The organism is Rhodococcus sp. 05-2254-6 (assembly GCF_002258565.1).
Taxonomy (GTDB): Bacteria; Actinomycetota; Actinomycetes; order Mycobacteriales; family Mycobacteriaceae; genus Rhodococcoides.
In genome coordinates this window covers 1-23,209 of sequence record NZ_NOZF01000014.1, presented here as the reverse complement: position 1 = coordinate 23,209, position 23,209 = coordinate 1, and the positions used below count along the sequence as shown (strand labels likewise).

23 protein-coding genes and 2 pseudogenes are annotated in these 23,209 nt (G+C 64.1%); 13 read left to right on the top strand and 12 right to left on the bottom strand.

The features are described 5' to 3' along the window. The first annotated feature begins 27 nt into the window (after positions 1-27). The 3 genes from CH256_RS01610 (at position 28) to CH256_RS01600 (ending at position 1,418) form a co-directional block, all read left to right on the top strand. The gene (locus CH256_RS01610; RefSeq protein WP_068046235.1) at positions 28-240 is read left to right on the top strand and encodes a helix-turn-helix transcriptional regulator; all 213 of its coding nucleotides are present in this window, start codon (positions 28-30) and stop codon (positions 238-240) included. Then, positions 237-758 (top strand): hypothetical protein, encoded by a 522-nt coding sequence (locus CH256_RS01605; RefSeq protein ID WP_094641035.1) that lies wholly within the window; start codon positions 237-239, stop codon positions 756-758. Before CH256_RS01610 ends, CH256_RS01605 begins: the two co-directional genes overlap by 4 nt. A 225-nt stretch (positions 759-983) precedes the next feature. Further along, complete coding sequence (locus tag CH256_RS01600) at positions 984-1,418, top strand: hypothetical protein (RefSeq protein ID WP_094641036.1); 435 nt, start codon at positions 984-986, stop codon at positions 1,416-1,418. An 11-nt stretch (positions 1,419-1,429) separates the two neighbouring features. Here the strand turns inward: CH256_RS01600 and CH256_RS01595 are convergent, their stop codons facing one another. Together CH256_RS01595 and CH256_RS01590 are read right to left on the bottom strand one after the other, a co-directional pair. Further along, complete coding sequence (locus CH256_RS01595; RefSeq protein WP_176460412.1) at positions 1,430-2,476, bottom strand: agmatine deiminase family protein; 1,047 nt, start codon at positions 2,474-2,476, stop codon at positions 1,430-1,432. Beyond that, entirely contained in the window at positions 2,473-3,459 is a 987-nt protein-coding gene (locus tag CH256_RS01590; protein WP_094641037.1) for a nitrilase-related carbon-nitrogen hydrolase, read from the bottom strand. The genes CH256_RS01595 and CH256_RS01590 overlap by 4 nt, the downstream gene beginning before the upstream one ends. A gap of 82 nt (positions 3,460-3,541) precedes the next feature. On the opposite strand from CH256_RS01590, the gene CH256_RS01585 reads away from it, so the two are divergent. The 3 genes from CH256_RS01585 to CH256_RS01575 all read left to right on the top strand — a co-directional run bounded on the left by CH256_RS01585 (position 3,542) and on the right by CH256_RS01575 (position 6,221). After that, positions 3,542-4,159, top strand: coding sequence for a TetR/AcrR family transcriptional regulator C-terminal domain-containing protein (locus CH256_RS01585; RefSeq protein ID WP_068046221.1), 618 nt, complete (start codon positions 3,542-3,544; stop codon positions 4,157-4,159). 64 nt (positions 4,160-4,223) lie between these two features. Beyond that, positions 4,224-5,435 (top strand): MFS transporter, encoded by a 1,212-nt coding sequence (locus CH256_RS01580; protein ID WP_094641038.1) that lies wholly within the window; start codon positions 4,224-4,226, stop codon positions 5,433-5,435. Between the two features lie 18 nt (positions 5,436-5,453). Beyond that, entirely contained in the window at positions 5,454-6,221 is a 768-nt protein-coding gene (locus CH256_RS01575; protein ID WP_176460411.1) for a MerR family transcriptional regulator, read from the top strand. Between the two features lie 17 nt (positions 6,222-6,238). Here CH256_RS01575 and CH256_RS01570 read toward each other — a convergent pair whose 3' ends face one another. Genes CH256_RS01570 through CH256_RS01555 form a run of 4 tightly spaced genes read right to left on the bottom strand, consistent with a single transcriptional unit; the run spans position 6,239 to position 12,005 of the window. Next, on the bottom strand, positions 6,239-7,756 hold the full coding sequence (locus CH256_RS01570; protein WP_068046212.1) for an APC family permease: 1,518 nt from the start codon (positions 7,754-7,756) through the stop codon (positions 6,239-6,241). Next, positions 7,749-8,603: a universal stress protein gene (locus CH256_RS01565; protein ID WP_068046209.1), complete on the bottom strand. Its 855-nt coding sequence runs from the start codon at positions 8,601-8,603 to the stop codon at positions 7,749-7,751. Before CH256_RS01565 ends, CH256_RS01570 begins: the two co-directional genes overlap by 8 nt. A 28-nt stretch (positions 8,604-8,631) precedes the next feature. After that, the gene (locus CH256_RS01560; RefSeq protein ID WP_094641040.1) at positions 8,632-10,569 is read right to left on the bottom strand and encodes a primary-amine oxidase; all 1,938 of its coding nucleotides are present in this window, start codon (positions 10,567-10,569) and stop codon (positions 8,632-8,634) included. Then, positions 10,566-12,005, bottom strand: a complete 1,440-nt coding sequence (locus tag CH256_RS01555) for a gamma-aminobutyraldehyde dehydrogenase (protein ID WP_094641041.1) — start codon at positions 12,003-12,005, stop codon at positions 10,566-10,568. The genes CH256_RS01560 and CH256_RS01555 overlap by 4 nt, the downstream gene beginning before the upstream one ends. Before the next feature lie 159 nt (positions 12,006-12,164). Between CH256_RS01555 and CH256_RS01550 the strand changes: the two genes are divergently transcribed. After that, on the top strand, positions 12,165-13,160 hold the full coding sequence (locus tag CH256_RS01550; RefSeq protein WP_255183044.1) for an MBL fold metallo-hydrolase: 996 nt from the start codon (positions 12,165-12,167) through the stop codon (positions 13,158-13,160). A 6-nt stretch (positions 13,161-13,166) separates the two neighbouring features. On the opposite strand, the gene CH256_RS01545 is transcribed toward CH256_RS01550, so the two are convergent. Further along, a complete protein-coding gene (locus tag CH256_RS01545; RefSeq protein WP_094641042.1) occupies positions 13,167-13,949 on the bottom strand; it encodes an LLM class flavin-dependent oxidoreductase in 783 nt (260 codons plus the stop codon). A 17-nt stretch (positions 13,950-13,966) separates the two neighbouring features. Beyond that, positions 13,967-15,379 carry an acetate metabolism transcriptional regulator RamB gene (gene ramB, locus CH256_RS01540; protein ID WP_068046182.1) on the bottom strand — a complete coding sequence of 471 codons (1,413 nt, stop codon included), beginning with the start codon at positions 15,377-15,379 and terminating at the stop codon, positions 13,967-13,969. A 147-nt stretch (positions 15,380-15,526) separates the two neighbouring features. Between ramB and CH256_RS01535 the strand changes: the two genes are divergently transcribed. Beyond that, entirely contained in the window at positions 15,527-15,931 is a 405-nt protein-coding gene (locus CH256_RS01535) for an SPW repeat domain-containing protein (RefSeq protein WP_094641043.1), read from the top strand. 86 nt (positions 15,932-16,017) lie between these two features. On the opposite strand, the pseudogene CH256_RS01530 reads toward CH256_RS01535, so the two are convergent. Next, a pseudogene (locus CH256_RS01530) lies at positions 16,018-16,227 on the bottom strand (DUF559 domain-containing protein); the annotation flags it as partial. 12 nt (positions 16,228-16,239) lie between these two features. Next, the gene (locus tag CH256_RS01525) at positions 16,240-16,899 is read right to left on the bottom strand and encodes a hypothetical protein (protein WP_094668689.1); all 660 of its coding nucleotides are present in this window, start codon (positions 16,897-16,899) and stop codon (positions 16,240-16,242) included. 531 nt (positions 16,900-17,430) lie between these two features. On the opposite strand from CH256_RS01525, the gene aceA reads away from it, so the two are divergent. From aceA to CH256_RS01505, 4 genes are all read left to right on the top strand, one after another. Further along, positions 17,431-18,720, top strand: coding sequence for an isocitrate lyase (gene aceA / locus CH256_RS01520; protein ID WP_037186862.1), 1,290 nt, complete (start codon positions 17,431-17,433; stop codon positions 18,718-18,720). 162 nt (positions 18,721-18,882) lie between these two features. Then, positions 18,883-19,758, top strand: coding sequence for a 3-hydroxybutyryl-CoA dehydrogenase (locus tag CH256_RS01515; RefSeq protein ID WP_094641045.1), 876 nt, complete (start codon positions 18,883-18,885; stop codon positions 19,756-19,758). Between the two features lie 90 nt (positions 19,759-19,848). Continuing rightward, on the top strand, positions 19,849-20,124 hold the full coding sequence (locus tag CH256_RS01510) for a hypothetical protein (RefSeq protein ID WP_068046176.1): 276 nt from the start codon (positions 19,849-19,851) through the stop codon (positions 20,122-20,124). A gap of 96 nt (positions 20,125-20,220) precedes the next feature. Then, positions 20,221-21,261 (top strand): NAD(P)-dependent alcohol dehydrogenase, encoded by a 1,041-nt coding sequence (locus CH256_RS01505; protein ID WP_068046175.1) that lies wholly within the window; start codon positions 20,221-20,223, stop codon positions 21,259-21,261. A 79-nt stretch (positions 21,262-21,340) separates the two neighbouring features. On the opposite strand, the gene CH256_RS01500 is transcribed toward CH256_RS01505, so the two are convergent. After that, positions 21,341-22,198: a PPK2 family polyphosphate kinase gene (locus tag CH256_RS01500; protein WP_068046172.1), complete on the bottom strand. Its 858-nt coding sequence runs from the start codon at positions 22,196-22,198 to the stop codon at positions 21,341-21,343. Between the two features lie 33 nt (positions 22,199-22,231). On the opposite strand from CH256_RS01500, the gene CH256_RS01495 reads away from it, so the two are divergent. Continuing rightward, positions 22,232-22,693, top strand: a complete 462-nt coding sequence (locus tag CH256_RS01495) for a PPOX class F420-dependent oxidoreductase (protein ID WP_094668702.1) — start codon at positions 22,232-22,234, stop codon at positions 22,691-22,693. 70 nt (positions 22,694-22,763) lie between these two features. Here the strand turns inward: CH256_RS01495 and CH256_RS01490 are convergent. Next, positions 22,764-23,209: pseudogene (locus CH256_RS01490) on the bottom strand (iron-siderophore ABC transporter substrate-binding protein); the annotation flags it as partial.

The following is a 23,209-nucleotide window of genomic DNA, read 5'->3' as shown; positions in this document are numbered from 1 at the left end:
TATGACAAGCAGAGTTGACTTTCTGGCATGTCCGGAACGAACAACGTTCGCGCACATCGCAAACAGGCACGGATCACCCAGGCCGAACTCGGCAAAATCTGCGGGGTGAGCCGACAGAGCATCGTCTCCGTCGAGGGCGGCGACTATGCGCCGAGCGTCTACCTGGCACTGCGATTGGCCCGTGCACTCGATACGACGGTGGAAACACTGTTCGGAAACGAAGGAGAGGCAGAATCATGAGCGCATTCGTCAGAGCAGCCCGATTCGTCGGGGACCTCGACGACGAGTTCTACGCCGACGAACTCCAACGCGACATCTGGAACGAGGCCTCGGCCGTCGGATTCCAGTCACTGCTGTGGATCGGGCTGATCGCAGGCGCGATCCTGCCCTTCGCGGCAGGCGTGACCGGAGCGTGGGTGGCGTTGGGCATCTACGTCGCGCTGATTGTCGTGGCCTACGTGGTTATCGGATACGCACGCGCGCGGGGGATCGACATGTACACCGTGCAGGAGCTTCGGCGTGCCCGCATAGCCGTTGCCTCGGCGCTCTTCGTCCTCTGTGGAGGCGGAGCCGCAATTCGTCTGCTCGCTCGCTACGGTGACGGCAATCTCGGGTCGCTGTGGATCGGGGTGGCCGTCGGTGCGCCGCTCGGCTTCGCCGCGGCGGTCATTGGAGTCAAGGCGCATCAGCGTCGCCGGCGAGACGCCGAGCTCGCCGCCGAGAAGGCCGAACTACAGGGCTTCGAGGAAACGGACTGACTCTCGTGTCCTTGATCACTCGCGCCGAGTATTACATGGTGCAAGGATACGTAAAGATATCGTTTCGAACAGTCCGCTCGCAGATCGGAGGAGCGAGAGGTATGTTCTGACCGATGACATCGAGATTCCCTGGATGTTCGCGGCTGCGGGTGGGCTGGTCGGAGGCGGGTTCGTAACGCGGACGATTGCGCCCCCGATGTAAAGAGAGGCTCGGGGTCGAGGCCGATGACGACGTGTGAAACCAATCCGTCTTCCATCGCGCCACGAAGCACCAACGAGACCACGTCGGACGTCCACCTTCTGGTGGAGCACGCTAACAGGGAAGTCGAGGCCGTGCGCAGAGACAAGAGTTACCTCAGACTCGTCGGGTCGAGCACGCCGCAGCCCACCATCGAGGTTCTCGGCGGACCGAAAGCCATCACGGTCCATGTCGACAACGTCCTGCCGGGGCAGATGTGCGAGGTTCTGCACAACGGGATGCTGTCGTTGAGTCAGCGCGTGATCGTGGACGAGAACGCCACCAGCATCACCATCACCACGTTCAACCTCAAGCCGGGCGAATACAACGTCTCACTGCGTCTCGACGGACGGCTGGACTGCGTGACCGAATCGCTCACCGTCACCGTCGGCGAGGAGCTCGAGGTTCGTCGCAGCTCGTAGGACCCCACTTCTCACTGGAGATTCCTCGCCGCAGGCTGATGCTGGGTGATGCAGTGGATCCCGCCGCCTCGCTCGAACAGTGGCCTCGCGTCCACGGTCACCACATCCCGGCCCGGGTACGCGTCGCGCAGGATCGCGGCCGCTTCGGCGTCGGACGGGTCGTCGTAACTGCAGGCGATCACGCCGCCGTTGACGACCAGATGATTGATGTAGCTGTAGTCGACGAAACCGTCGGCATCACGCAGTGTCCGCGGAGCCGGCACCTCGACGATGTTCCAGTCCGCACCCGAGCCGTCGTGGGTGGCCCGCAAGGTATCGACGATCAGTGAACTGACCTCGTAGTCGGGGTGAGCCCGGTCGTGTTGCCGATGCACCAGCACTGTTCCCGGTGACGGAATGGCCGCGACGATGTCGACGTGTCCTCGGGTACCGAAACGCATGGAATCGCGCGTCAGTCCGCGCGGCAGCCAGATGACATGCTGCGCACCGATGGTTCGTGCCAGTTCCGCTTCGATGTCGGCTTTCGACAGCCCGGGGTTGCGCCCCGGATCGAGCTGTACGGTCTCGGTCACCAGCACGGTGCCTGTGCCGTCGACCGCGATGCCGCCGCCCTCGTTGACGATTGGCGACGTGATTCGCTGCACAGCAGCCTGATTCGCGACGAACTCGCCGATACGACTGTCCTTGTCCCACTGCGCCCAGTCCTGCGCACCCCAGCCGTTGAAGACCCAGTCGACGGCGGCGACCGAACCGTCCTGTGCATGAACGAATGTCGGACCGATGTCGCGCATCCAGGCGTCGTTCAACCGTGCTTCGACGATGTCGATATCGCGCGAGAGGTATGTCGATGCGACGGCGCGTTCGGCCGGATCGACGACGACGGTCACCGGCTCGAACGCGGCAACAGCGTGTGCTACGGCCGCCCATGTGGAGCGGGCCTCGTGCTTGGCCGCCGGGTCGTCTCCGAGGGAGTAGCCCTCGCACGGGAACGCCATCCACACCTTGTCCTGCGGAGCGGTTTCGGATGGCATCGTGAATGTCGTTGCATTGGTTGTCATTTGATCACCGGAGTCGCGGGATGTCCGTCACCGTAGGGGGCGTCGATGTTCACCGGCTCGGTGAGGCGGCCGTACGTGTCGGGTCTGCGTGTCAGTAGGAACGGAAAGAGCTCCAACCATTCTCGACGCTGATCGAGGTCGAGATCCGCGACGAGGACAGCCGATTCGTCTCGGGGTGCCTGAATCAGGACGCGACCGAACGGATCGGAGATGAACGACGAGCCGTAGAAGGTGATCGCGCCTTCGTTTCCGCAGCGGTTGGGTACCACCATGAACAGGCCGTTCGAGATGCCGTGGCCGACGATGACGTGTTGCCACAGCGGTTGGGTGTCGAAGGCCGGGAACGACGGCTCGGACCCGATGGCCGTCGGATACGCGAGAATCTCTGCGCCGCCGAGCGCGTAACTGCGCGCGACCTCGGGGAACCACTCGTCCCAGCACGTGGGTAGGCCCACTCTCGCTCCGCCGAGTTCCGCGGGGGAGTACACGGGATACGGGTCCTCGGCCGGACCGGCCCGGAAGTAGGTGTCCTCGTAATAGCCGGCCGAGATGGGGATGTGCAGCTTGCGGGTTCTCGCCAACAGTTCTCCCGTCGGCGAGACCATGATGGCGCTGTTGAACCCCAATCCGTCTGCGGCTTCGGACTTCTCGTACAGCGAGGCATGGACGACGATGCCGTTCGCGGCTGCGGCCTCGGCAGCGAGAGTGAACGTGGGCCCGGTCAGCAGATCCTCGGCTTCACTGCCCGGGTTGGCTCCGGCGCGGGTGTCGGCGGGGTAGCGCAACAGGGTGATCTCGGGCAGGAAGACGACCTTCGCTCCGAGGTCCGCGGCAGCGGCGATGGCGTCGAGCAGTTCGGCCTTCAAGCCTGCGGCATCGGGGTTCCAGCGATGCTGCACCAGTCCGACGCGGAGCGGCGCGCGATCGGTTGGGGTGGTGCGGGTCAGAGCCTCGGGAGCCGAGAGATTGGTGAGTGTCAGCATGCTGATCTCCTGTTAAAACGAATGTGATTCGTTAAGTATCGTGGATGTCTGCCTCGAACGCAACAGATACGGGAGAAATGCTGTGGGACGACCGTCGGCACCCCTGCTCGACCTCGATCGCATCACGACGGCGGCCCTGACTCTCGTCGAAGAGTCGGGTGGATTCACCATGCCTCAGCTGGCCAAGAGGCTGAAGGTCAGTCCGTCCTCGCTCTACAACCACGTGGCCGGACGTGACGAGATCATCGAGTTGCTGCGGGGCCGGGCGATGTCCGAGGTGGCGATGCCGGAGGTCGGTGTGCCGTGGCGTGAGGCGCTCGCCTGGATCGCACGCGGCTACCGAAACAGCTACGGACGCTACCCGCGGCTGATTCCACTGCTGACGGCTCAGGCCGTGAACAGCAGCGCTGCGTTCGGGATGTACAACACGCTGGCGCGGGTGCTGACTGACGCCGGCTTCGTGCCGGGCGACGTGCTCCGCATCATCACCGTGCTCGACAGTTACGTGTTGGGTTCGGCGTTGGATCTGGCAGCTCCCGAGGCACCGTGGCTCAGCAGTCGCGACGTGGAACCGGAACTGAGAGCTGCCCTGGACACCGCGGGAGATCTGCGAGAGCGATCCGAGGATGCCTTCGAATACGGACTCCGAGCGCTGCTGGCCGGATTCGATCCCACGCCTGCGGACATGCTCGACGGTTAGGTCTTCGGCAACACCTGCAGGTTCATCTTGACCTTGACGCAACGTCAATGCCGATCATCGAAGCATGAGTCGAATCCGTCTTGCCGTTCCTCTGTACATCGGTGGCGCTTCGTTGTCCCTTTTCGGCAACTCGGCGATCACGATCGTCCTACCCTGGTTGGTGCTGGCCACGACCGGAAGTCTCACGTCGGCAGGTCTGATCGCTGCGGCAGCGGGCATCGCTGCGGTGCCGGCAACATTCGCCGGTGGTCGCCTGATCGACCGATTCGGAGCACGCAACGTGGCCGTCGTCTCCGATCTCGGCAGCGCAACTGCGGTACTCGGCTTGATCGTGGTGAGTGCGACGGTGGGGTTGTCGGTGCCGTGGTTCGTGGTGCTGGGAGTTGCAGGCGCGGTCTTCGATGTTCCGGGGATGACGGCTCGTCAAGCGATGCTCGCCGACGTCGCGTCGATCTCGGGAACGTCGGTCACCACGGTGGCCGGGTTCTTTCAGACCGGGTTTTCACTGGCGTTCCTGGCCGGACCGGCTCTGGCGGGCCTGCTGTTGAGCGTGCTGGATCCGATCGAGGTCGTTGCCGTCACCGCAGCCTCGTCGGCGGCCGCTGCATTGCTGACTGCGATTGTTCCGGTCATGGGGCAGGCGTTCGCGACGGACTCCACGGGTTCTGGCAGTGCCCTGGACCTGATCCGTGCCACGCCCGCGCTGCGAGCAATGCTGATTTTCGCATTCCTGGCGAGCCTGGTCACCCCGCCGATGATCAGCCTGCTCCTGCCCGGTCACTTCAACGAGATCGGCGAACCCGGGCAGCTGGGCCTGGCGATGTCGGCGTTCGCGATCGGTGCGCTGGCGGGGTCGGCACTGTTCGCTGCGTTGGCCGCCCGATCTCGACGGGCCACCTTCGTGACGGGAATGGCCGCGATGACGGCAGGTATCTGGCTGTTCGCACAGTTGCAAGGGTTCTGGATCGTCGCAGCGGGGATGCTGGTCATGGGTCTCGGATCCGGGCTGTTCGGTCCGATCTGGAACGTCTACGTCGCCGAGCGTGTCCCCGCACACGTTCGGGGGCGCGTCCTCGGCTGGCTGAACATGGGCGGGCTCGTGGCGGGTCCGATGGGGTTGGGGCTGATGTCGGTGGTGCTCGTCGGCGGAGATCTCGGTCTCGGGGCTGTCGTCATGGGCGTCGGATGGACCGCTGTCGCCGCCTATGCGGTTCTGAGTCCGGGTGCACGTGAGCTGACCGAACCGCTGCCGCAGTCTGCCCGGGTGGACGATTGATCGGCCAGAATGGTTGCCATGCTGCGCATCGGTGAGCTGGCTTCCTATGTGGGAGTGACAACCCGAACCGTCCGGTTCTATCACCAGCAGGGTCTGTTGGACGAGCCGCAGCGCAATACATCGGGCTACCGCCTCTACGACGGGGAGGCCGTCCTGAGGCTGTCACGCGTCGTTGCTCTTGCCTCCGCCGGTGTGCCACTGGCGCGCGTTCACGAGCTACTCGACGCCTCGCAGGAATCACTCGACCTCGCCTTGGCCGAGATCGACGCCGACCTGAGCAACAGGATCGAACGTCTGGAGAAGGATCGCGACAGACTCCGGCTGTTGCGTGCCGGCGACGCGCTTGTCCTTCCAGATGTGATCGTCGGCCTGATCACGCACCTGCGCAAAGCGGGTATCGACCCCGACGTTGTCGATCACCATCGCGATGCCTGGGTGCTGACGTATGCCGTCTACCGGCCCAGGCTCGATCCCTGGCTGGAATCGGTAGGCGGCACCATGCTCAGGGACCCGGGCTATCTGGCACTCATGGTGCGCTCCTTTCGAGCAGCCGAGCTCGAACCCGAGGACCCACAGATCCAGCAGCTCGCGGACGACACGGTCGAGTGGATGGTGAACGCCTGGGACAGTGACGCCCTCGAGTGGTCGTTCGAGCGCGGTCTCGACGATCCGGCGGCCAACTCGCTGCTCGAGGCGCAGTGGGCCGATCGGCCCGCCTGGGTGCGCGTCACCGAGCTGATCGTGCAAGGGCTGCAGGAGCGCGGCATCGAGCACCCTCGACCCTGACGAGGGCCGAGGGGCGGTCAGTCTTCGACGATCAGCGACGGAGTATCACGGCGGAGAATGTTGCCCTTGAAGAATTCCGGCTTGCGCAGTGCAACCACTGCCATGACGACCATGCCGAGCACGATGATGCCGACGCCGATGAGGAACACCATGCCGATGCCGAACAGTGATGAGCCACTGCCGAATTCGGGGTCCCAAGCGTCGACCGAGGTCTGCACGAACACCACTGCCATGCCGACGCCACCGAGCAGCGGAGCCAAGAACTTGAAGAACACGTTGCGGGTGCTGGTGAACAGCTCTTCGCGGAAGTACCAGACACAGGCGAATGCGGTGATGCCGTAGTAGAAGCAGATCATCAGTCCGAGCGCGGCGATGGTGTCGGTGAGAACGTTGTCGCTCACCACCCGCATCACGGCGTAGAAGCCTGCGGACGCTCCGCCTGCCACCAGCGTCGCGAAGCCCGGGGTGCTGAATCTCGGTGTGATGGAGGCGAATCGCTTCGGTAGGGCCTGGTAGTGGCCCATCGCCAGCAACGTGCGGGCCGGCGAGATGAACGTGGCCTGCAGCGAGCTGGCGGAGCTGCTCAACACGGCCAGGGACAGCAGGATCGCGAACGGACCCATCACCGGCCCCGCGAGGGCGGCGAACACGTTGTCGGTGGTGTCGGGATTCTGCAGTCCGTTTCCGGTGTCACCTGTGCCGGCGAAGAGCAGGGTTGCCACTGCGGTGAGCAAGTACAGAACGATGATGAAGAACACCGTGACCAGCGCAGCGCGTCCGGGAATCTTTGCGCTGCCGGAGGTTTCCTCGTTGACGGTCAGGCAGACGTCCCAACCCCAGTACATGAAGATCGACAGTGACAGGCCGGCAGTGAACGCGGAGAAGCTCGGGATTCCGAACGGGTCGAACCAGTCCAGGCTGAACGAGATGTCCTCGGCCCCGTCGCCTGCACCGACCTTGACGAACGCGGCCACGATGAACCACGCCATGACCAAAAGCTGGAAGCCGAGCATCGTGTACTGGACACGCTTGGTCTCCTGCATGCCGCGATAGCAGAGCCACGCTGCCAATGCCATGAACACCAGGCACGTGACGATGTTGACGAGCTTGTTGCCGGTCAGGTCGGCCAGTGAGTCGTTGCTGGTGACCTGGGCGAGAAAGAGATAGAAGAAGTCGACGGCCACTCCCGCCAGGTTCGAGAGCACGATGATGGTGGCCGCGATCAGGCCCCATCCGCCCATCCAGCCGACGTACGGGCCGAAGGCCTTCGACGCCCACGTGAACGACGTGCCGCTGTCGGGCTCGGCCGCGTTGAGCTCTCGATAACCCAACGCCACCAACAACATCGGAATGAAGCCGACGATGAAGATCGCGGGCAGATGGACCCCGACCTCGGTGACCGTCGGCCCGAGCGAGGCGGTGAGCGCGTACGCGGGTGCAATGGTCGAGATGCCCAGGACCACACTTGCGAGCAACCCGAGCTGGCCGGCGGACAGGCCCTTGGACTCGACGTCCACTACCTTGTGCTCATTCATCGCCGGCCTCTCTCGGAACAACGATCATAGGAACGGGAACGACCCGGAGCATCTTGGCGGCAACCGATCCCAGGAAGAGACGGTGAGGCTGGGCGAGTCGAGACGACCCCACCATCAATACGTCGCCGTCGTGCCAGTCGAGCGAAGAAGCGGCCTTCTCGATGCCGGAGCCCTCCGCCACCTTCAACTGCACGTCCGATCCCGCGGGCAATTCCGCTTGCACGGTGCGCAGCACCTCCTCGGCCTTGGCGAGACCGCCCTGTCCCTGCGCCGATTGCTCGTCCGCGGAAACGAGGGAGAGCAGGCGCAACGGCAACTCTGCGGTGACGGACAGGTCGGTGGCTGCCTCGATGAGCTCCGCTGCCCCCGGACGATTTCCGATGGCGCAGGTGATCTCTCGAATGCGTTGCGGCGGAGAATGTCGATACCCCCGCGGAGCCAGCGCGAGCGGCACATGCGCCACGTGCAGCAGATCGCTGGTGACGGTGCCGATCGAATGGCGTCCGAGCAGACCGTCACCGGCCGCACCGACCACGATCATGTACGCGTCGAACTCTCGGACGGCGTCGAGCAGGCCCTGAGCGAAGGACTCGTCGAACAACAGGTGCGCGCGTGCCTGCACGTCCTCGGGTACGAGGGTGAGTGCCTCGTCGAGCCAGCCGGTGGCCCGATCGATCAGGATGTCGTCGTATCCGGCCTCGACCGGCGCTTTGGACGGCACCGGACGCTCCTGCGGCAGCACCAGACAGATGTCCAGCGACGCCTGCAGCGAACGCGCAAGCGTTGCCCCCAGGGCGATTCCGTCAGCGCCACTCGGTGTTGCCTGGTACCCCACGATCAGACGCATGGAAGGACCTTCCCTGAGGTTGGGCGAGCTAATGGCAGGTGCTACCGGGATCGGTGTGGCACGACTTCGGTTCCGACGGTGCGACGTCGAGCGAGGGGTTGCGATCGAAGAACCCGAACGGCTTGAGCCAGAACGAGACCGTGTCCGCGGGCATCACCGGCCAGTCCTCCGGCCGAGTGATGTGGTGGATGCCGAAGGTGTACCAGACGACGACATCGGTGTTCTCGATGCTGCGATCCTTCTCGGTCCACTCCGGGAGCCCGTGGTCTACGCCGCTCTGGTTGACGAACTCGCCGCTGGGCCAACGCTCGTCGGGTGAATTGGGTGTGACCCAGACGGTGTGACCGATCACCTGGGCACGTTGGAAGATCGGCGACGCGGGATCGAACATCGACGGGATCGCCGCTCCCGGAACCAACTTGTAGGCGGGCCGGGTGCCGAGGCCGTTGGTGACGTTGTCGTTGACGACCTTCCACGCCTTCTGGGTGTTCCAGTCGTAATCCTGCTTGCCCTCGGACTCGGTGGTCAGGGGAGTGTTGACCTGAGTCAGTGCGAGACCGTAAGGATTGTCCGGACCCATCGGAACGCGTTGCGTCTCACTGGCATAGACGGTGTTCTCGGTGCCGTCGATGTCCAGATCGAGTCGGGCCACCAGGAAGTGCTGGTGGTAGGGCGCGTAGGTCCGGTTGTCGACCAGCGTTCCCGACGGGTGCGTGCCGCCCTCGTCGAAGTGGGTGACCACCATGATGCCCGTCGCGCGAACCTCGCACTCGATGTTGCCGTCCTGATAGAACCGCCAGTAGACGAGGTACTCGTAATTCGCCACGGTGGCATGGAAGCTGACCGTGAGCCGACGCATCCGCCGCACCTCGGCTCCGGCGTCGTGATCGACGTGCTTCCACAGCACGGCGTTGTCTTCCTCGTGGATGCAGATCGCGTTGGTGATCGTGTACGGTTCACCCTTGCTGTTGTGCAGTACAGCGTCGAGATAGCGGATCTCGCCGAGGCAGTCGCAGCCCAGCTCGAGCGAGGTGGTCATGAAGCCGAGACCCCACTCGCCGATGTCGAATGCGGTGCGGCGGTAGTGATCCTCGGTGTGGTCGCGATAGGGAACGACCATCTCCGCGAACGACATTCGATTGGCGACGGACCGCACGTTCCCGTTGTCGTTGTAGCTGACGGCGTGCAGCGTCATGCCCTCGCGATAGTTGAAGCCGACTCGCAGCGACCAGTTCTGCCACGTCAACTTGTTGCCGTCGAGCTCGAACGACGGCCCGTCGGACTGAGTGATCTCGAGGGGCTTCAAGGGCGGGCGTGTGCTCGCGTTCCTGATTCGCTCCGGGATATGGCGAGGGACGTACTCGCCCATGATCTCCGGACGCTCGACGAGATAGGTGTCCTCGATCTCGAGCAGTTCCATCGTGTTCACGTCGATCACGCAGTGGAATCCGCCCACCGGTCCGGCGTAGGGATTGGCACCCTCGGCAGCCTTGACCCACGTGTCGGACCAGCCGAGGCGTCGACCCTTGTACTTCTCGGGCGTCACCGCCTCGCCGTAGGTCCAGGTGTCCATGAACACCAGATCCAGATCGGTGATGCCGCGATCGGCAAGGGCGGCAATCACATCGGGGTGGGCGCGGAGGGCCGCGTCGGCCTCCTCCCACTCGTCGACGGTGAAGTTGGGCTGCACATCCGGGATGTGCGTCCACGATTCGGTGGTGCGATCGTCCAACGACACGACGGCCTTGAAGGTCGTGTTCTCGGTGCGGTTCAACACCACCGAGACAGCTCGACGCGCAGGCACTGTTCCGTCTGCGTCGAACGCGGCGATCTCGGACTTCGCGGGTTCGATCATCTCGATCGAGGCGTAACGCCAACCGTCGCCGACGCCGTGATCGCGGCCGAGAACCTCGGCCACGGTGGTGAATTCGTCGCTGGACAGGGGATCGAGGGGATGAAAGGTCATCGAAGGGTCTCCGTCGAGCTCATGACGTGCTTGATGCGGGTGTAGTCCTCGACGCCGTACGCCGAGAGGTCCTTGCCGTAGCCGGAGTACTTGAATCCACCGTGCGGCATCTCCGCCACCAGCGGAATGTGGCAGTTGACCCAGACGGCACCGAAGTCCAGGGCCGCCGAGATGCGCAGTGTGCGTCCGTGATCGGAGGTCCAGACGCTCGATGCGAGCCCGAAATCGACGTCGTTGGCGAGCGCGATGGCCTCCGCCTCGTCGGTGAACCTCTGCACCGTGAGCACTGGGCCGAAGGTCTCCTCCTGCACGATGGGATCGGACTGTTGCACGCCGGTGATGATGGTGGGCTCGAAGAAGAAGCCCTTGTCGCCGATGCGCTTGCCGCCGGTGACGACGGTGGCATGAGCGCCGATGCCGTCGACCTTTGCGCTCACCTGACCGAAGTGGTTGACGTTGTTCAGTGGGCCGAGGAAGGTATCGGGGTCGTCGGGCAGGCCCACCTTCAGCGTCTTCGCCTTGGCGACAAGGGCATCGACGAGGGCGTCGTGTACCGACTCGTGCACCAGTACGCGGGTGACGGCGGTGCAATCCTGGCCGGCGTTGAAGAACGCGGCCTCGGCAATTCCGTCCGCGGCCTTGCTGATGTCGACATCGTCGAACACGATTGCCGGTGCCTTACCGCCCAATTCGAGGTGGGCCCGCTTGAGCTGCTTGGCGGCGGCCACGGCCACCGCGATGCCGGCGCGGACAGATCCGGTGATCGAGACCAGTCCTGGAGTCTTGTGTTCGACGATCGCGGCTCCGGTGCTGCCGTTGCCGAGAACGACGTTGAACACCCCGTCCGGAACAATGCCCTTGGACAGCTTCGCCAGTACCAACGTGCTCTCGGGGGTGGTGTCACTTGGCTTGAGCACGATGGTGTTTCCGGCGGCCAGCGCTGGACCGATCTTCCAGATCGCCATCATGAACGGGTAGTTCCACGGCGTCACCTGGCCGACGACACCGATCGGTTCGCGTCGAACATAGGAGGTGAAGCCGTCCATGTACTCGCCCGCCGACTTGCCCTCGAGCATCCGGGCCGCGCCTGCGAAGAATCGAATCTGATCGGCACCGACGGTGACTTCCTCGGCGGCGATGGTGGCCTTGGGCTGGCCGGTGTTGCGGCTCTGCGCCTCGACGATCTCGTCGCTGTGCGCTTCGATGGCGTCGGCCAGCTTCAGCAGCACCTTCTGCCGTTCGCCCGGCGTCGTCTTGCCCCAGGTCTCGAACGCGCTGGCAGCGGCCGACATCGCGGCCTCCACATCGGCGGCGTCGGACACGGGGGAGTGGGCGACAACCGACTCGTCCACCGGATTCACCACATCGAGCATCTCGGTGCCCGAGGGCGTCACGAATGCCCCGTCGATGTAGTTCTGCAGGACAGGCACCGTCATCACTGAACCCCTAGCGTCGACTGTTTCGGTTCTGCAAAGCCTGCACCTACGGACGAGACTTCGCCACCCGACAAGATGTCCAATACTTCCCTTCGAATCAGGACGAGATGTCGGTCTATCTCGCACGCGAGCGAGCTGCTCACCGGCTAGCCTGTTGCGGTGGCAGACACAGAGGTGGGGTACCGACAGATCGCCGACGACACCTGGGCATTCATGCGGCCGCCCGGAAGCTGGGGCCAGACGAATACCGGATTGATCGTGGGGCCGGGTTCTGCGTCGATGCTGATCGACACGGTGTGGGATGTGAACTGGGCAGGACGCGTCGTTGCCGACACCGCCGAGCTGGTGGCCGACGCGCCGATCACCGAAGTGCTCAACACCCACTCCGACGGTGATCACTGGTGGGGAAACGACACCGTCCCCCCCACGGCTCGCATCACCACCAGTGCCGCTTCACTGCACGCCATGAGGGAGGAAACACCTCCGAAAGGTGTGCAGGCGTTCGCCTCTCTCGGTGCGAAGATCGGCTGGTTGCCGGGACCGGTCGGTGCAATGGGCTCCTACATGAACCGGGTCCGCGGTGACGCCACCTTCCCCGGCGCTCTGCCGCGGCTGCCGGACCACACCTTCGAGACCACCGAGACCATCGATGTGGCAGGACGGTCCGTGCACCTGCGCTACCTGGGCCCGGCGCACACCGAAGGCGACCTCATCGCACACGTACCCGACGTCGGAGTGGTGTTCGCCGGCGACCTGTTGTTCATCGACGCCACCCCGGTGCTCTGGCACGGTCCACTGCAGAACTGGATCGACGCCCTCGACCACCTCCTCGAGCTCGATGCCGCCGTCTACGTCCCGGGCCACGGACCCCTGTGCGGCACCGCCGAAATTCGCGCCCTCCGCAACTACTGGACCTGGGTGTCCGAGGCCGGGCGCAGCTGCTTCGACGCTGGACTCGCGCCCACCGAAGCCGCCCAGAACCTGCTGAAATCAAGCGAATTCGGGCAGTATGCGCACTGGGACTCACCCGAACGACTCATCCTGAGCATGAGCACCCTCTACCGCCTGTGGCGAGGTGAGCCGCCTGCGCCACCCACGCTGACGCGTCGAGCACGGGCGTTCGCGGACGCGGGGAGGTACTTGCGAGAGCACTAGGTGTGCTCACCGCGAGTGCGGCTCCGGCGCACCGAACTGCTGTGTCAACGATGCCGCGTGGGCGAACAGTATGGTCGGATCCGGTTCGGCTGCAGAGGGTTCCAGTACGAGGGTGGTGGCACCGGCATCGATCCAGCGTTGCAGGTTGCTGGCCGCGGCATCGGAGCTTGCGGCAACGTAGACCACCACGTCGTGGTCGGGCCCACCGTCGATGTGCTCGATGGCCGTTCGCACCTGATCCGGTGACGTTTCGCTGGTGAGGATCGTTCCCACAGCGGTGCGGCCGCTCAGGGCGAGAGTCTTCGGCCCCGTCGCACCGACGAGCAGCAGCGGTGGTTGCAGCGGAGGCCAATTCAGCTGCACGTTGTCGAGTGAGACGTACCTGCCCTGCACGGTGACGCTCTCGCCCGCCAAGAGTGCGGTGAGCGCGGTCATCTGCTCGCTCAGCAACGTCAGCGGCGATTGCACACGCGCCCCGATCTGACCCATCCACGACTGCACACCGTGTCCGAGCCCGACGCGCAGCCGTCCTGGGTGGACCCGGGCGACGGTGGCGATCTCCATGGCGGTGGCCGCCACGTTCCGCATCGGAGTGGGTAGCACCCCGATGCCGACGTTCAGGCGTTCGGTGTTCGCGAGAACCAGTGCAGCGGTAGTCAGTCCGCCGGAGTAGAAGCAGTCTTCCCATATCCACACTTCGTCGATGCCTGCCCGGTCGGCTGCACGTGCCGCCTCGACGAGATCCTCCGGCGCAAGTTCGGGTCTGAGTACGACGCCGATTCGTGTCATTGCAGTCTTCCTTCTTCTCAGCGAACGAGGTAGGGGGACACGGAACTTCGGTGCTCGTCGATGTCGAGGTCCTTACCCAATGGCGGGAATGCGCGTTGCGGGCAGTTCGATCGCTCGCACACCCGACAGCCCGCTCCGATCGGCGTCGCCGCTGCCGAACCCTGTACGTCCAGACCGTCCGCGTACACCAGCCGTCCGGCGTGGCGCAGTTCGCAACCGAGGCCGATGGCGAAGGTCTTGCCGGGCTGACCGTATCGTGCGGCGCGTCGCTCCACGGTCCGCGCGATCCACAGGTAACTGCGGCCGTCGGGCATCTCGGCGATCTGCGTCATGATCTTGCCCGGATACGCGAACGTCTCGTACACATTCCACAGCGGGCATGTGCCGCCGCTGGACGAGAAGTGAAAACCTGTGGCGGACTGACGCTTCGACATGTTCCCGGCGCGGTCGACGCGCACGAACGAGAACGGCACACCCCGCAACTCGGGTCTCTGCAAGGTGGACAGGCGATGGCAGATGGTCTCGTAGCTGACCGAGAAGAAGGCCGAGAGCCGCTCGATGTCGTACCGGAAATCCTCGGCCACGTCATGGAACTGGTGATACGGCAACACCGTCGCGGCCGCGAAGTAGTTCGCGAAGCCCAGCACCGCCAACTTCTTCGACGACTCACTGGTGAAATTGCCTTCGTCGGCCATCTTCTGCAGCAGGTCCCCGCATTCGAGATACGCGAGTTCGGCGGCGTACTTGAACACCTTCTGCCCGCCGGAGAGATGCGGTGAAATCTCCAGTACTCGCGTCTGGGGATCGAATCGGTGCAGCACGTTCTCGCCGAGGTCGATCCGATTGACGATCTGCACGTCGTGGACCGTCCGCAGCCGCTTGGCGATCTCGCCACCGATATCAGCGCGATGGAACCGGATCCTCGAGGTCAGAGCCTCTGCCGCAGTGTCCAGTTCGTGCAGATAGTTCTGCCGCTGATAGAAGTAGTCGCGCACTTCCTCGTGCGGCTTGCTGATGGAACCGCTGCCACTGCCGTCCGAGAAACGCTCCTCGGTAGCGGCCAACAGCTGAGCCGTCGTATTGCGGTATCGGCGGTGCATGTTGACCATCGCCCGCGCCAGCTGCGGGTGTGAGCTGACCATCTGCGCGATCTCGTGCGCGTCGGCGTCGATCCCCATGTCCTGATCGAGCGCGACCTCACGGAGTTCGGCAACCAGTCTGGTGTCGTCCTCGGAGGAGAAGAACGACGTGTCGACGCCGAACACCTCGGAGATCCGCAGCAGCACCGGCACCGTCAGTGGACGCACGTCGTGCTCGATCTGGTTGAGATAGCTGGCCGAGATTCCCAGCTTCTGCGCCAGCGACACCTGACTCATGCTGCGTTCGCTGCGGAGCTGCCGAAGCCGCACGCCGACGAAGGTTTTGGACATATCGCCAGGCTACGCCTGCGAAGAATTGCCTTAACAGCATTGGCAATCGGCTGCTGAGTCACAATTCGGCGTTCATCGGGAACATTAGCCGAAGTAAAGGCGTATACCGGTATACGAGCTATTCACCACGCACCACGAGGAGCGGTCATGTCCAACCGTCAACGCACATCGGAAATTTTCAGGGACGTCGTCGTATTCGTCACCGGAGCCGTACTCGTCGCATCGACCGTCTGGCTTCCCGTCCAGGGCGACCAGGAAGTCACCGGAGCCATCCTGGTGCTCGGCATTCTCGCTGCATCGACCGCGCTGTGGGCCATCGGATCGTCGTCGAGGCAAAGCCACTGGACCCACGTCGGCCTCGGCCTGCTGCTCGCGGTCTCGCCCGCGCTGATGGTGTTCCCGTCCGGATTGCTGGCTGCTGACCTGTTCGCCATCGTCGGCGGACTCGTGATCGCCGCGATGGGTGCGCTCGGGGTGCTCTCGTCGCGTCGGACACCGACCACGTCGCGAGTGGTTGCGTCCAGTGACGAGCGCAGCGGCGTCCGGATCTGAGCCTTCTTTGCAACTGGTGCTCCACTCCCGGGGGGCGGACGCGATGAATGTCGTGCACGGCTCCGGGAGTGGAGCATTTTGTGCAGTCATCGCCTCGATTCCCGGCGTCGTCGGATCACCGACGCGATCTCGCCGGCGATGACGTCCGGTGCGGCCAGTACGTCGAATGCCGAGTACCGCAGCACCAGCCAGCGATCGAGCACCAGCGCGTTCTGCCTGCGCCGATCCTTGCTGAATATTCCAGCTGCACTGTGGAATTCGCGTCCGTCCACTTCGATGATCGTTCGGCTGCGACGGTCGACGAGGTCTCAGATGTACGGACCGACTGCCGCATTCATCTCCAGGTACAGCCCGATCCGGTGCAGCGCGCGTCCCAACGCCCGCTCCGGTTCCGAGGCGAACCTGGTCACTGCCAGCCGAACTTGGCGAGCCAACTCTGCGTTGCCGCGTCGACCCGGGAATCGTTCGAGCAGGCGGAGCAACGACGCGGGGTCGAGTCCGAACTTCAGGCGTTCGTCGATCAGCAACTCGGCCTCGGCGCGGGGGAGTACCGCCAGGCAATCGAGAATCGTCTGTGCGGGCGTGGTGCACGGCAGGGTCTCGACCTCGTCGACGAGCCTGGAATCGAGTGTCCGACGGTGCAGCCGAAGCCAGGGCGGTGGCCGCAACCTCGCGGAGCGAGGGACCGTGGCGTCGAGAGTGGTCGGTTCGGTCGTCCAGCCCCGTAGGTATGCGGCCGACCGGTGACTGAGCACGGCGTCCGGTCGCCACAGCGAAACGGCCCGACATCGATCCATCGTCGACGGTTCCCCGCGCATGTGGACCGTCGGCAGAACACGGGTGAAGCGTCGCGAGACGGTGCTGAGGTGGAGTCCGGAGGCCGGGAGCTGCTGAAAGGTGGCGGGGCCGGGAGTGGAGCCTGCGGAATGACCCTGGGGTGCGGGAGTGGAGCCTGCGTCGGGTGTCATGTTTGCAGCGTCGGGGATGGCGCAGATGTCCCCCGAAGCTCGACCTGGGGGAATGGAATGCCCTGTGGATAGCTGCGTGGCTGTGGATGAGTGCACGTTGCGCTCCACTCGGGGGCGTCGGCGGCGTCATTCCCGAGGCAAAGGCGTCGAGTGGAGCACCCCATGCATGTCCACATTTTGAGATCGGAGTACTGTGATGTCGGTCACAGCAGCGTTGGTTTCTGACTCGATTCAGACGGCTGCGCCAAACCGTACAAGCGTCCTGTATGAGTTTTTGTTCATTGCGTTCATCAACTGGGGTTTCATCGCTACTGGCGAGTAACCATGCCGTCCGATCCGAGAGGTTTGCGCCGACCAAAAATTCGCAACATTAGCAAGGTGCTCGGGAAAGCTAGCCAAGATTGGCACTAACAACTGGTAGACGCATGTTTTCGGTTGTGCCATTGTTTTGGAGTACACCAGAAGGGCCTGGCAACGATGTGAAGATTCGTCTCGAGGCAGGCCGAGAAGCAGAAGAGACTGGAGCTGAAGATGTCGACCACCGGCACCCCGAAGACCATCGCCGAGATCCAGCAGGATTGGGACACCAACCCCCGCTGGAAGGGCGTCACCCGTAACTTCACCGCACAGCAGGTCTCCGACCTCCAGGGCACCGTCGTCGAAGAAGCGACCCTCGCTCGCCGCGGCAGCGAGATCCTGTGGGACCTTGTCAACAACGAGGACTACATCAACTCGCTCGGTGCCCTCACCGGCAACCAGGCCGTGCAGCAGATTCGCGCCGGCCTCCAGGCGATCTACCTCTCCGGCTGGCAGGTCGCAGGCGACGCAAACCTCTCGGGCCACACCTACCCGGACCAGAGCCTCTACCCGGCCAACTCGGTCCCCTCGGTCGTCCGTCGCATCAACAATGCACTCCTGCGTGCCGACGAGATCGCCAAGATCGAAGGCGACACGTCCGTCAAGAACTGGGTCGCCCCGATCGTCGCCGACGCCGAAGCCGGCTTCGGTGGCGCACTGAACGCCTACGAGCTGCAGAAGGCCATGATCGTGGCCGGCGCCGCAGGCGTGCACTGGGAGGACCAGCTCGCATCGGAGAAGAAGTGCGGCCACCTCGGCGGCAAGGTTCTGATCCCCACCCAGCAGCACATCCGTACCCTGACCTCGGCACGCCTCGCGTCCGACGTCGCCGACGTCCCGTCGGTCATCATCGCCCGCACCGACGCCGAGGCAGCCACGCTGATCACCTCCGACGTCGACGAGCGTGACCGTGAGTTCCTCGACGGAACCCGCACCGCAGAAGGCTTCTTCGGCGTCAAGAACGGCATCGAGCCCTGCATCGCCCGTGCGAAGGCCTACGCCCCGTACGCAGACCTCATCTGGATGGAGACCGGCGTGCCGGACCTCGAGGTCGCCAAGAAGTTCTCCGAGTCGGTTCGCAGCGAATTCCCGGATCAGCTGCTCGCCTACAACTGCTCGCCTTCGTTCAACTGGAAGGCGCACCTGGACGACGCGACCATCGCCAAGTTCCAGAAGGAACTCGGAGCCATGGGCTTCAAGTTCCAGTTCATCACCCTCGCCGGCTTCCACTCGCTCAACTACGGCATGTTCGACCTGGCACACGGCTACGCCCGCGAAGGCATGACCGCGTTCGTCGACCTGCAGGAGCGCGAGTTCAAGGCTGCCGAAGAGCGCGGCTTCACCGCCATCAAGCACCAGCGTGAGGTCGGTGCCGGCTACTTCGACCGCATCGCCACCACCGTCGACCCCAACACCTCGACGGCAGCACTGAAGGGCTCCACCGAAGAAGGCCAGTTCCACTAGAGGTACCGCCTCTCCTCACCTTCAGCGCACTAGTCAGGCGGTCCGCAACTTCCGTTGCGGGCCGCCTGTTCTGTACAACGAAGGTCTTGGGTGTACCCGGCAAGAGTTACCCCCATCTCACGAGAGATGTTGTAGCGCAACGTTTGTTGAAGGAGTGTCACTGTGGCGGTCGAGAGGGTGGGGATCGTCGGAGCGGGGCAGATGGGGGCAGGAATAGCCGAGGTGTGTGCCCGCGCCCATGTCGACGTGTTGGTCCACGAACAGACCCGCGAACTGACCAGTGCCGGACGCACCCGCATCCTGAGGTCCCTCGACCGCGGAGTGAGCAGCGGCAAGATCACCGAACGCGAGCGAGAACACGCCGCGGCCAGGCTGCGATTCACCTCCGACCTCGCCGACTTCGGCGATCGCCAACTCGTCGTCGAAGCAGTACTCGAAGACGAGAAGATCAAAGCCGACATCTTCGCCGAGCTCGACTCGGTGGTGACCGACCCCGACGCCGTCATCGCCTCGAACACCTCCTCCATTCCCATCGTCAGCCTGGGAGCCGCGACGACGGCACCCGGCCGCGTCGTCGGTCTGCACTTCTTCAACCCGGTCCCGGTGCTGCCACTCGTCGAACTCGTCACCACCGACCTGACCGCACCGGCAGTGGCCGACCGCGCCGAGCGCTTCGCAGGCGACGTTCTCGGTAAACAGGTCGTGCGCTCGGCCGATCGCTCGGGCTTCGTCGTCAACGCGTTGCTCGTGCCGTATCTGCTCTCTGCGATTCGCATGGTCGAATCCGGATTCGCCACCAAGGAAGACGTGGACAAGGCGACGGTGCTCGGTCTGGCGCACCCGATGGGGCCGCTCGCACTCGCCGATCTCGTGGGGCTCGACACGGTCAAAGCCATTGCCGACGCCATGTATTCGGAGTTCGGAGAACCTCTCTTCCTGGCACCCCCGCTGCTGCTGCACATGGTCGAATCGGGGCACGTGGGCAAGAAGGCCGGAGCCGGGTTCTACCGCTACGAGAACGGCCGGATCGCAAAGTAGACCCCGCAGCGGGCGGGTTGCCCCGCGACGGTCATCGGAGCGCTATTGTCGGTCTGCGAACGCAGTCACTTCGATCACAGGAGCGTGTCAGTGAGCAAGTCCACGAAGTCGAACGGTGTGGTTCCCAAGGCATTCGGGATCGGGTTGGCCGCGACCGGTGCCGCCCACTTCGTGGTGCCGGAGGCGTTCGAGGGAATCACCAAGCTCCCGTTCCCCAAGGACACTCGAACCTGGATCAGTCGCAACGGAGCCACCGAATTGGCCGTCGGCGCGGCGATCGCATACCCCGGGACGCGTAAGATCGGACTGGTCGGTCTGGTGGCGTACGTTGGGTGGCTTGGCATCAATATCGCCAAGAACAGCTGACGTTACTGTTGCGAACGACTCGTTTAGAGCAGGAATAGCCTGGTCGAGGCGGTAGCTGCCTTGCGCTCGCACTGATGCGTAGGTAGCAATATAGATATGACTTCAGCTACCGCTTACCAGGCCACCGCTCCGGACGCCCCGCTCGAGAAGGCGACGATCGAGCGGCGCGCCGTCGGACCGAACGACATCCTCATCGACGTCAAGTTCGCGGGCATCTGCCACTCCGACATCCACACCGCCCGTAACGAGTGGGGCGGCACCACGTACCCCGTCGTTCCCGGGCACGAGATCGCAGGCATCGTGGCCGAGGTCGGCTCCGAGGTGACCACCCGCAAGGTGGGCGACCGCGTCGGCGTCGGCTGCTTCGTCGACTCTTGTGGCGAGTGCGAGGCGTGCAAGGACGGCGACGAGCAGTACTGCACCAAGGGCGTCGTACAGACCTACAACTCGGAGACCTACGAGGGCGAGTTCACCCACGGCGGCTACTCCACCCAGATCGTCGTGACGGAGAAGTTCGTCCTCGGCATCCCGGAAGGCGTCGAGCTCGATGTCGCCGCGCCCCTGCTGTGCGCAGGCATCACGCTGTACTCGCCGCTCAAGCACTGGGGAGCCGGCCCCGACAAGAAGGTCGCCATCATCGGTATGGGCGGCCTCGGACACATCGGCGTCAAGATCGCCCACGCGATGGGTGCCCACGTCACCGTCCTGAGCCAGACCGACGCCAAAGAGGCCGACGGCAAGGCCTACGGTGCCGACGAGTACTACGCAACCAAGGACACCACGGCGCTGAAGGATCTGCAGGGCAAGTTCGACCTGATCCTCAACACCGTCTCGGCGAACCTGCCCATGGGCAAGTACCTCGGACTGCTCGCCCGCAACGGCACCCTCGTCGAGCTCGGCGTTCCCGAGAAGCCGCTCGAGGTGCCCGCCTTCAACCTGCTGGCCAACCGTCGTTCGTTCGCAGGATCCATGGTCGGCGGCATCGCCGAGACCCAGGAAATGCTGGACTTCTGCGCCGAGCACCACATCGGTGCCGAGATCGAGGTCATCCCGGCCGAGAAGATCAACGAGGCCTACGACCGCGTCATCAAATCCGACGTGCGCTACCGCTTCGTGATCGACGCAGCCACGCTGTAACTGTCACCTTGGACGAGTGAATGATCCATCGACCTGCCCAGACGGGGGTTGATGGACCATTCACGTCTTCGAAGTGGGTTCAGCTCTCGGCCAGTCGCTTCTTCTCGTGCTCGACGTCGAAATCCGCAGCGGGCCAATCGAGGTCGAGCTTCTCCAACGTGTCGATCAGAATTTCCGTGACGGCCAAGCGGCTGTACCACTTGCGGTCGGCGGGGACGACGTACCAGGGCGCATGATCGAAGTCCGTGCGATCGAGAACCCGCTGATACGCCGCCCGGTACTGCGGTAGAAAACCACGCTCGGTGACGTCGCCCGGGTTGTACTTCCAGTGCTTCTCGGGTCGGTCGAGTCGCTCCTGCAGTCGCTTCTTCTGCTCGTCGGCCGAGACGAACAAGGCCACCTTGACCACGACGGTGTCCTCGTCGACCAAATCCTTCTCGAAGGCGTTGATCTCGTCGAACCGCTTCTCCCACACTTGCCGCGGCACCAGATCGTGAACCGCGACGACGAGAACGTCCTCGTAGTGGGACCGATCGAACACCCCGATCCGGCCGGCCCGCGGAAGTGCCTTGCGGATGCGCCACAGGTAGTGGTGCTGCTTCTCTTCCTGAGTCGGCACCCCGAACGAGGCGAGGTCGACGCCCTGCGGATCGACCATCCCGATGACGTGCTTGACCATGCCGCCCTTGCCCGCGGTGTCCATGCCCTGCAGCACCAGCAGAACCGACTTGGTTCCGCCCGCGCGACCGTGGGCATAGAGCTTCTCCTGCAGCGCTGCCAGCACTGCACCGCGCTGTTCGAGCACGTCGTTGCCGTGCGCCTTCGCGCCGTCGAAACCCGGAGTTGCCGTGAAATCGATGTCCTCCACACGGGGAGAGGAACTGGCCCGCAGCACATCGACGGGAGAAAGAGTCCACAGTTTCGACTTGTCGGCCATAGCCGAGAAGACTACTTCTCTACCATGGGATTCATGGCCCCTACCATTGCAAAAGCAGAAACCGTGTCGCGTGAGCAACTGCTCGAATTCGTATCTCCGCGGCACCACCACACCCTGATCACCCGTAAGCGCGACGACGGTCTGCAGGTCTCCCCGGTCTCGGCCGGAGTGGACTCGGAAGGCCGCATCGTCATCGCCACGTACCCCGAGCGCGCGAAGGTGCACAACATCCGCCGCAATTCCGCCGTCACGGTGCTGGTGCACAGTGATGACTGGAACGGCGACTACGTCCAGGTCGACGGTACGGCCGAGATCATCGATCTTCCCGACGCCGTCGAGCCGCTGGTTGAGTACTTCCGCAGCATCGCCGGCGAGCACTCGGACTGGGACGAGTACCGCGCGGCGATGGTGAAGCAGGGAAAGTCGTTGATACGCATCGTGATCGACATCTGGGGCCCGATCGCCGCGGGTGGATTTCCCCCGGGAAGAGTGTGACAAGCCCGCCCGGGAGAGTGTGACAAGCCCACCAGGGAGGGTGTAACAAGCCCCCCGGGGAGGGTGTGATCTAGCCCTTCAGTGGTGCCGCGAACAGTGGCACCGCGTTTTCCAGTGCGTATCGGGTGCCTGCGACCGAGGCGGCCGAGAATGCGTTGGACAGGTCGGTGTCACCGAGGACCACGAGGCGTCCGTCCCGTGCCGACGGAAGGCCCTGGATCGACGGGTTGTCGGTGATCACCTCGGGTCCGGTGCCGATGGGGAACATGACGGTGAGGTCGGCGTCGAGTGCGGAGATGTTCTCCTCGGACAGTTCGATGCTGAACGCTCCGGGTTCGGCGCGGTCCTGGACGGCCGGAGTGTTGGTCAGGCCGAGTGATTCGAGGAAGTCGACGCGGGTGTCGCCGCGGACGTAGGCACCGACCTGTCCGCTGTAGAGAGTGCCGACGGCAACGGTCTTGTCGGCGAATTCGGGGTTGGCCGCGATGGTGTTGTCGAACAATGCCCTGGTGTCGT

What these genes read in the sequence shown, in the direction of transcription:
- CH256_RS01610 (WP_068046235.1), top strand. Translation starts at nt 28, where the DNA reads ATGTCCGGAACGAACAACGTTCGCGCACATCGCAAACAGGCACGGATC.
- CH256_RS01605 (WP_094641035.1), top strand. Translation starts at nt 237, where the DNA reads ATGAGCGCATTCGTCAGAGCAGCCCGATTCGTCGGGGACCTCGACGAC.
- CH256_RS01600 (WP_094641036.1), top strand. Translation starts at nt 984, where the DNA reads ATGACGACGTGTGAAACCAATCCGTCTTCCATCGCGCCACGAAGCACC.
- CH256_RS01595 (WP_176460412.1), bottom strand. Translation starts at nt 2,476, where the DNA reads ATGACAACCAATGCAACGACATTCACGATGCCATCCGAAACCGCTCCG.
- CH256_RS01590 (WP_094641037.1), bottom strand. Translation starts at nt 3,459, where the DNA reads ATGCTGACACTCACCAATCTCTCGGCTCCCGAGGCTCTGACCCGCACC.
- CH256_RS01580 (WP_094641038.1), top strand. Translation starts at nt 4,224, where the DNA reads ATGAGTCGAATCCGTCTTGCCGTTCCTCTGTACATCGGTGGCGCTTCG.
- CH256_RS01575 (WP_176460411.1), top strand. Translation starts at nt 5,454, where the DNA reads ATGCTGCGCATCGGTGAGCTGGCTTCCTATGTGGGAGTGACAACCCGA.
- CH256_RS01570 (WP_068046212.1), bottom strand. Translation starts at nt 7,756, where the DNA reads ATGAATGAGCACAAGGTAGTGGACGTCGAGTCCAAGGGCCTGTCCGCC.
- CH256_RS01565 (WP_068046209.1), bottom strand. Translation starts at nt 8,603, where the DNA reads ATGCGTCTGATCGTGGGGTACCAGGCAACACCGAGTGGCGCTGACGGA.
- CH256_RS01560 (WP_094641040.1), bottom strand. Translation starts at nt 10,569, where the DNA reads ATGACCTTTCATCCCCTCGATCCCCTGTCCAGCGACGAATTCACCACC.
- CH256_RS01555 (WP_094641041.1), bottom strand. Translation starts at nt 12,005, where the DNA reads ATGACGGTGCCTGTCCTGCAGAACTACATCGACGGGGCATTCGTGACG.
- CH256_RS01545 (WP_094641042.1), bottom strand. Translation starts at nt 13,949, where the DNA reads ATGACACGAATCGGCGTCGTACTCAGACCCGAACTTGCGCCGGAGGAT.
- ramB (WP_068046182.1), bottom strand. Translation starts at nt 15,379, where the DNA reads ATGTCCAAAACCTTCGTCGGCGTGCGGCTTCGGCAGCTCCGCAGCGAA.
- CH256_RS01535 (WP_094641043.1), top strand. Translation starts at nt 15,527, where the DNA reads ATGTCCAACCGTCAACGCACATCGGAAATTTTCAGGGACGTCGTCGTA.
- CH256_RS01525 (WP_094668689.1), bottom strand. Translation starts at nt 16,899, where the DNA reads ATGACACCCGACGCAGGCTCCACTCCCGCACCCCAGGGTCATTCCGCA.
- aceA (WP_037186862.1), top strand. Translation starts at nt 17,431, where the DNA reads ATGTCGACCACCGGCACCCCGAAGACCATCGCCGAGATCCAGCAGGAT.
- CH256_RS01505 (WP_068046175.1), top strand. Translation starts at nt 20,221, where the DNA reads ATGACTTCAGCTACCGCTTACCAGGCCACCGCTCCGGACGCCCCGCTC.
- CH256_RS01500 (WP_068046172.1), bottom strand. Translation starts at nt 22,198, where the DNA reads ATGGCCGACAAGTCGAAACTGTGGACTCTTTCTCCCGTCGATGTGCTG.
- CH256_RS01495 (WP_094668702.1), top strand. Translation starts at nt 22,232, where the DNA reads ATGGCCCCTACCATTGCAAAAGCAGAAACCGTGTCGCGTGAGCAACTG.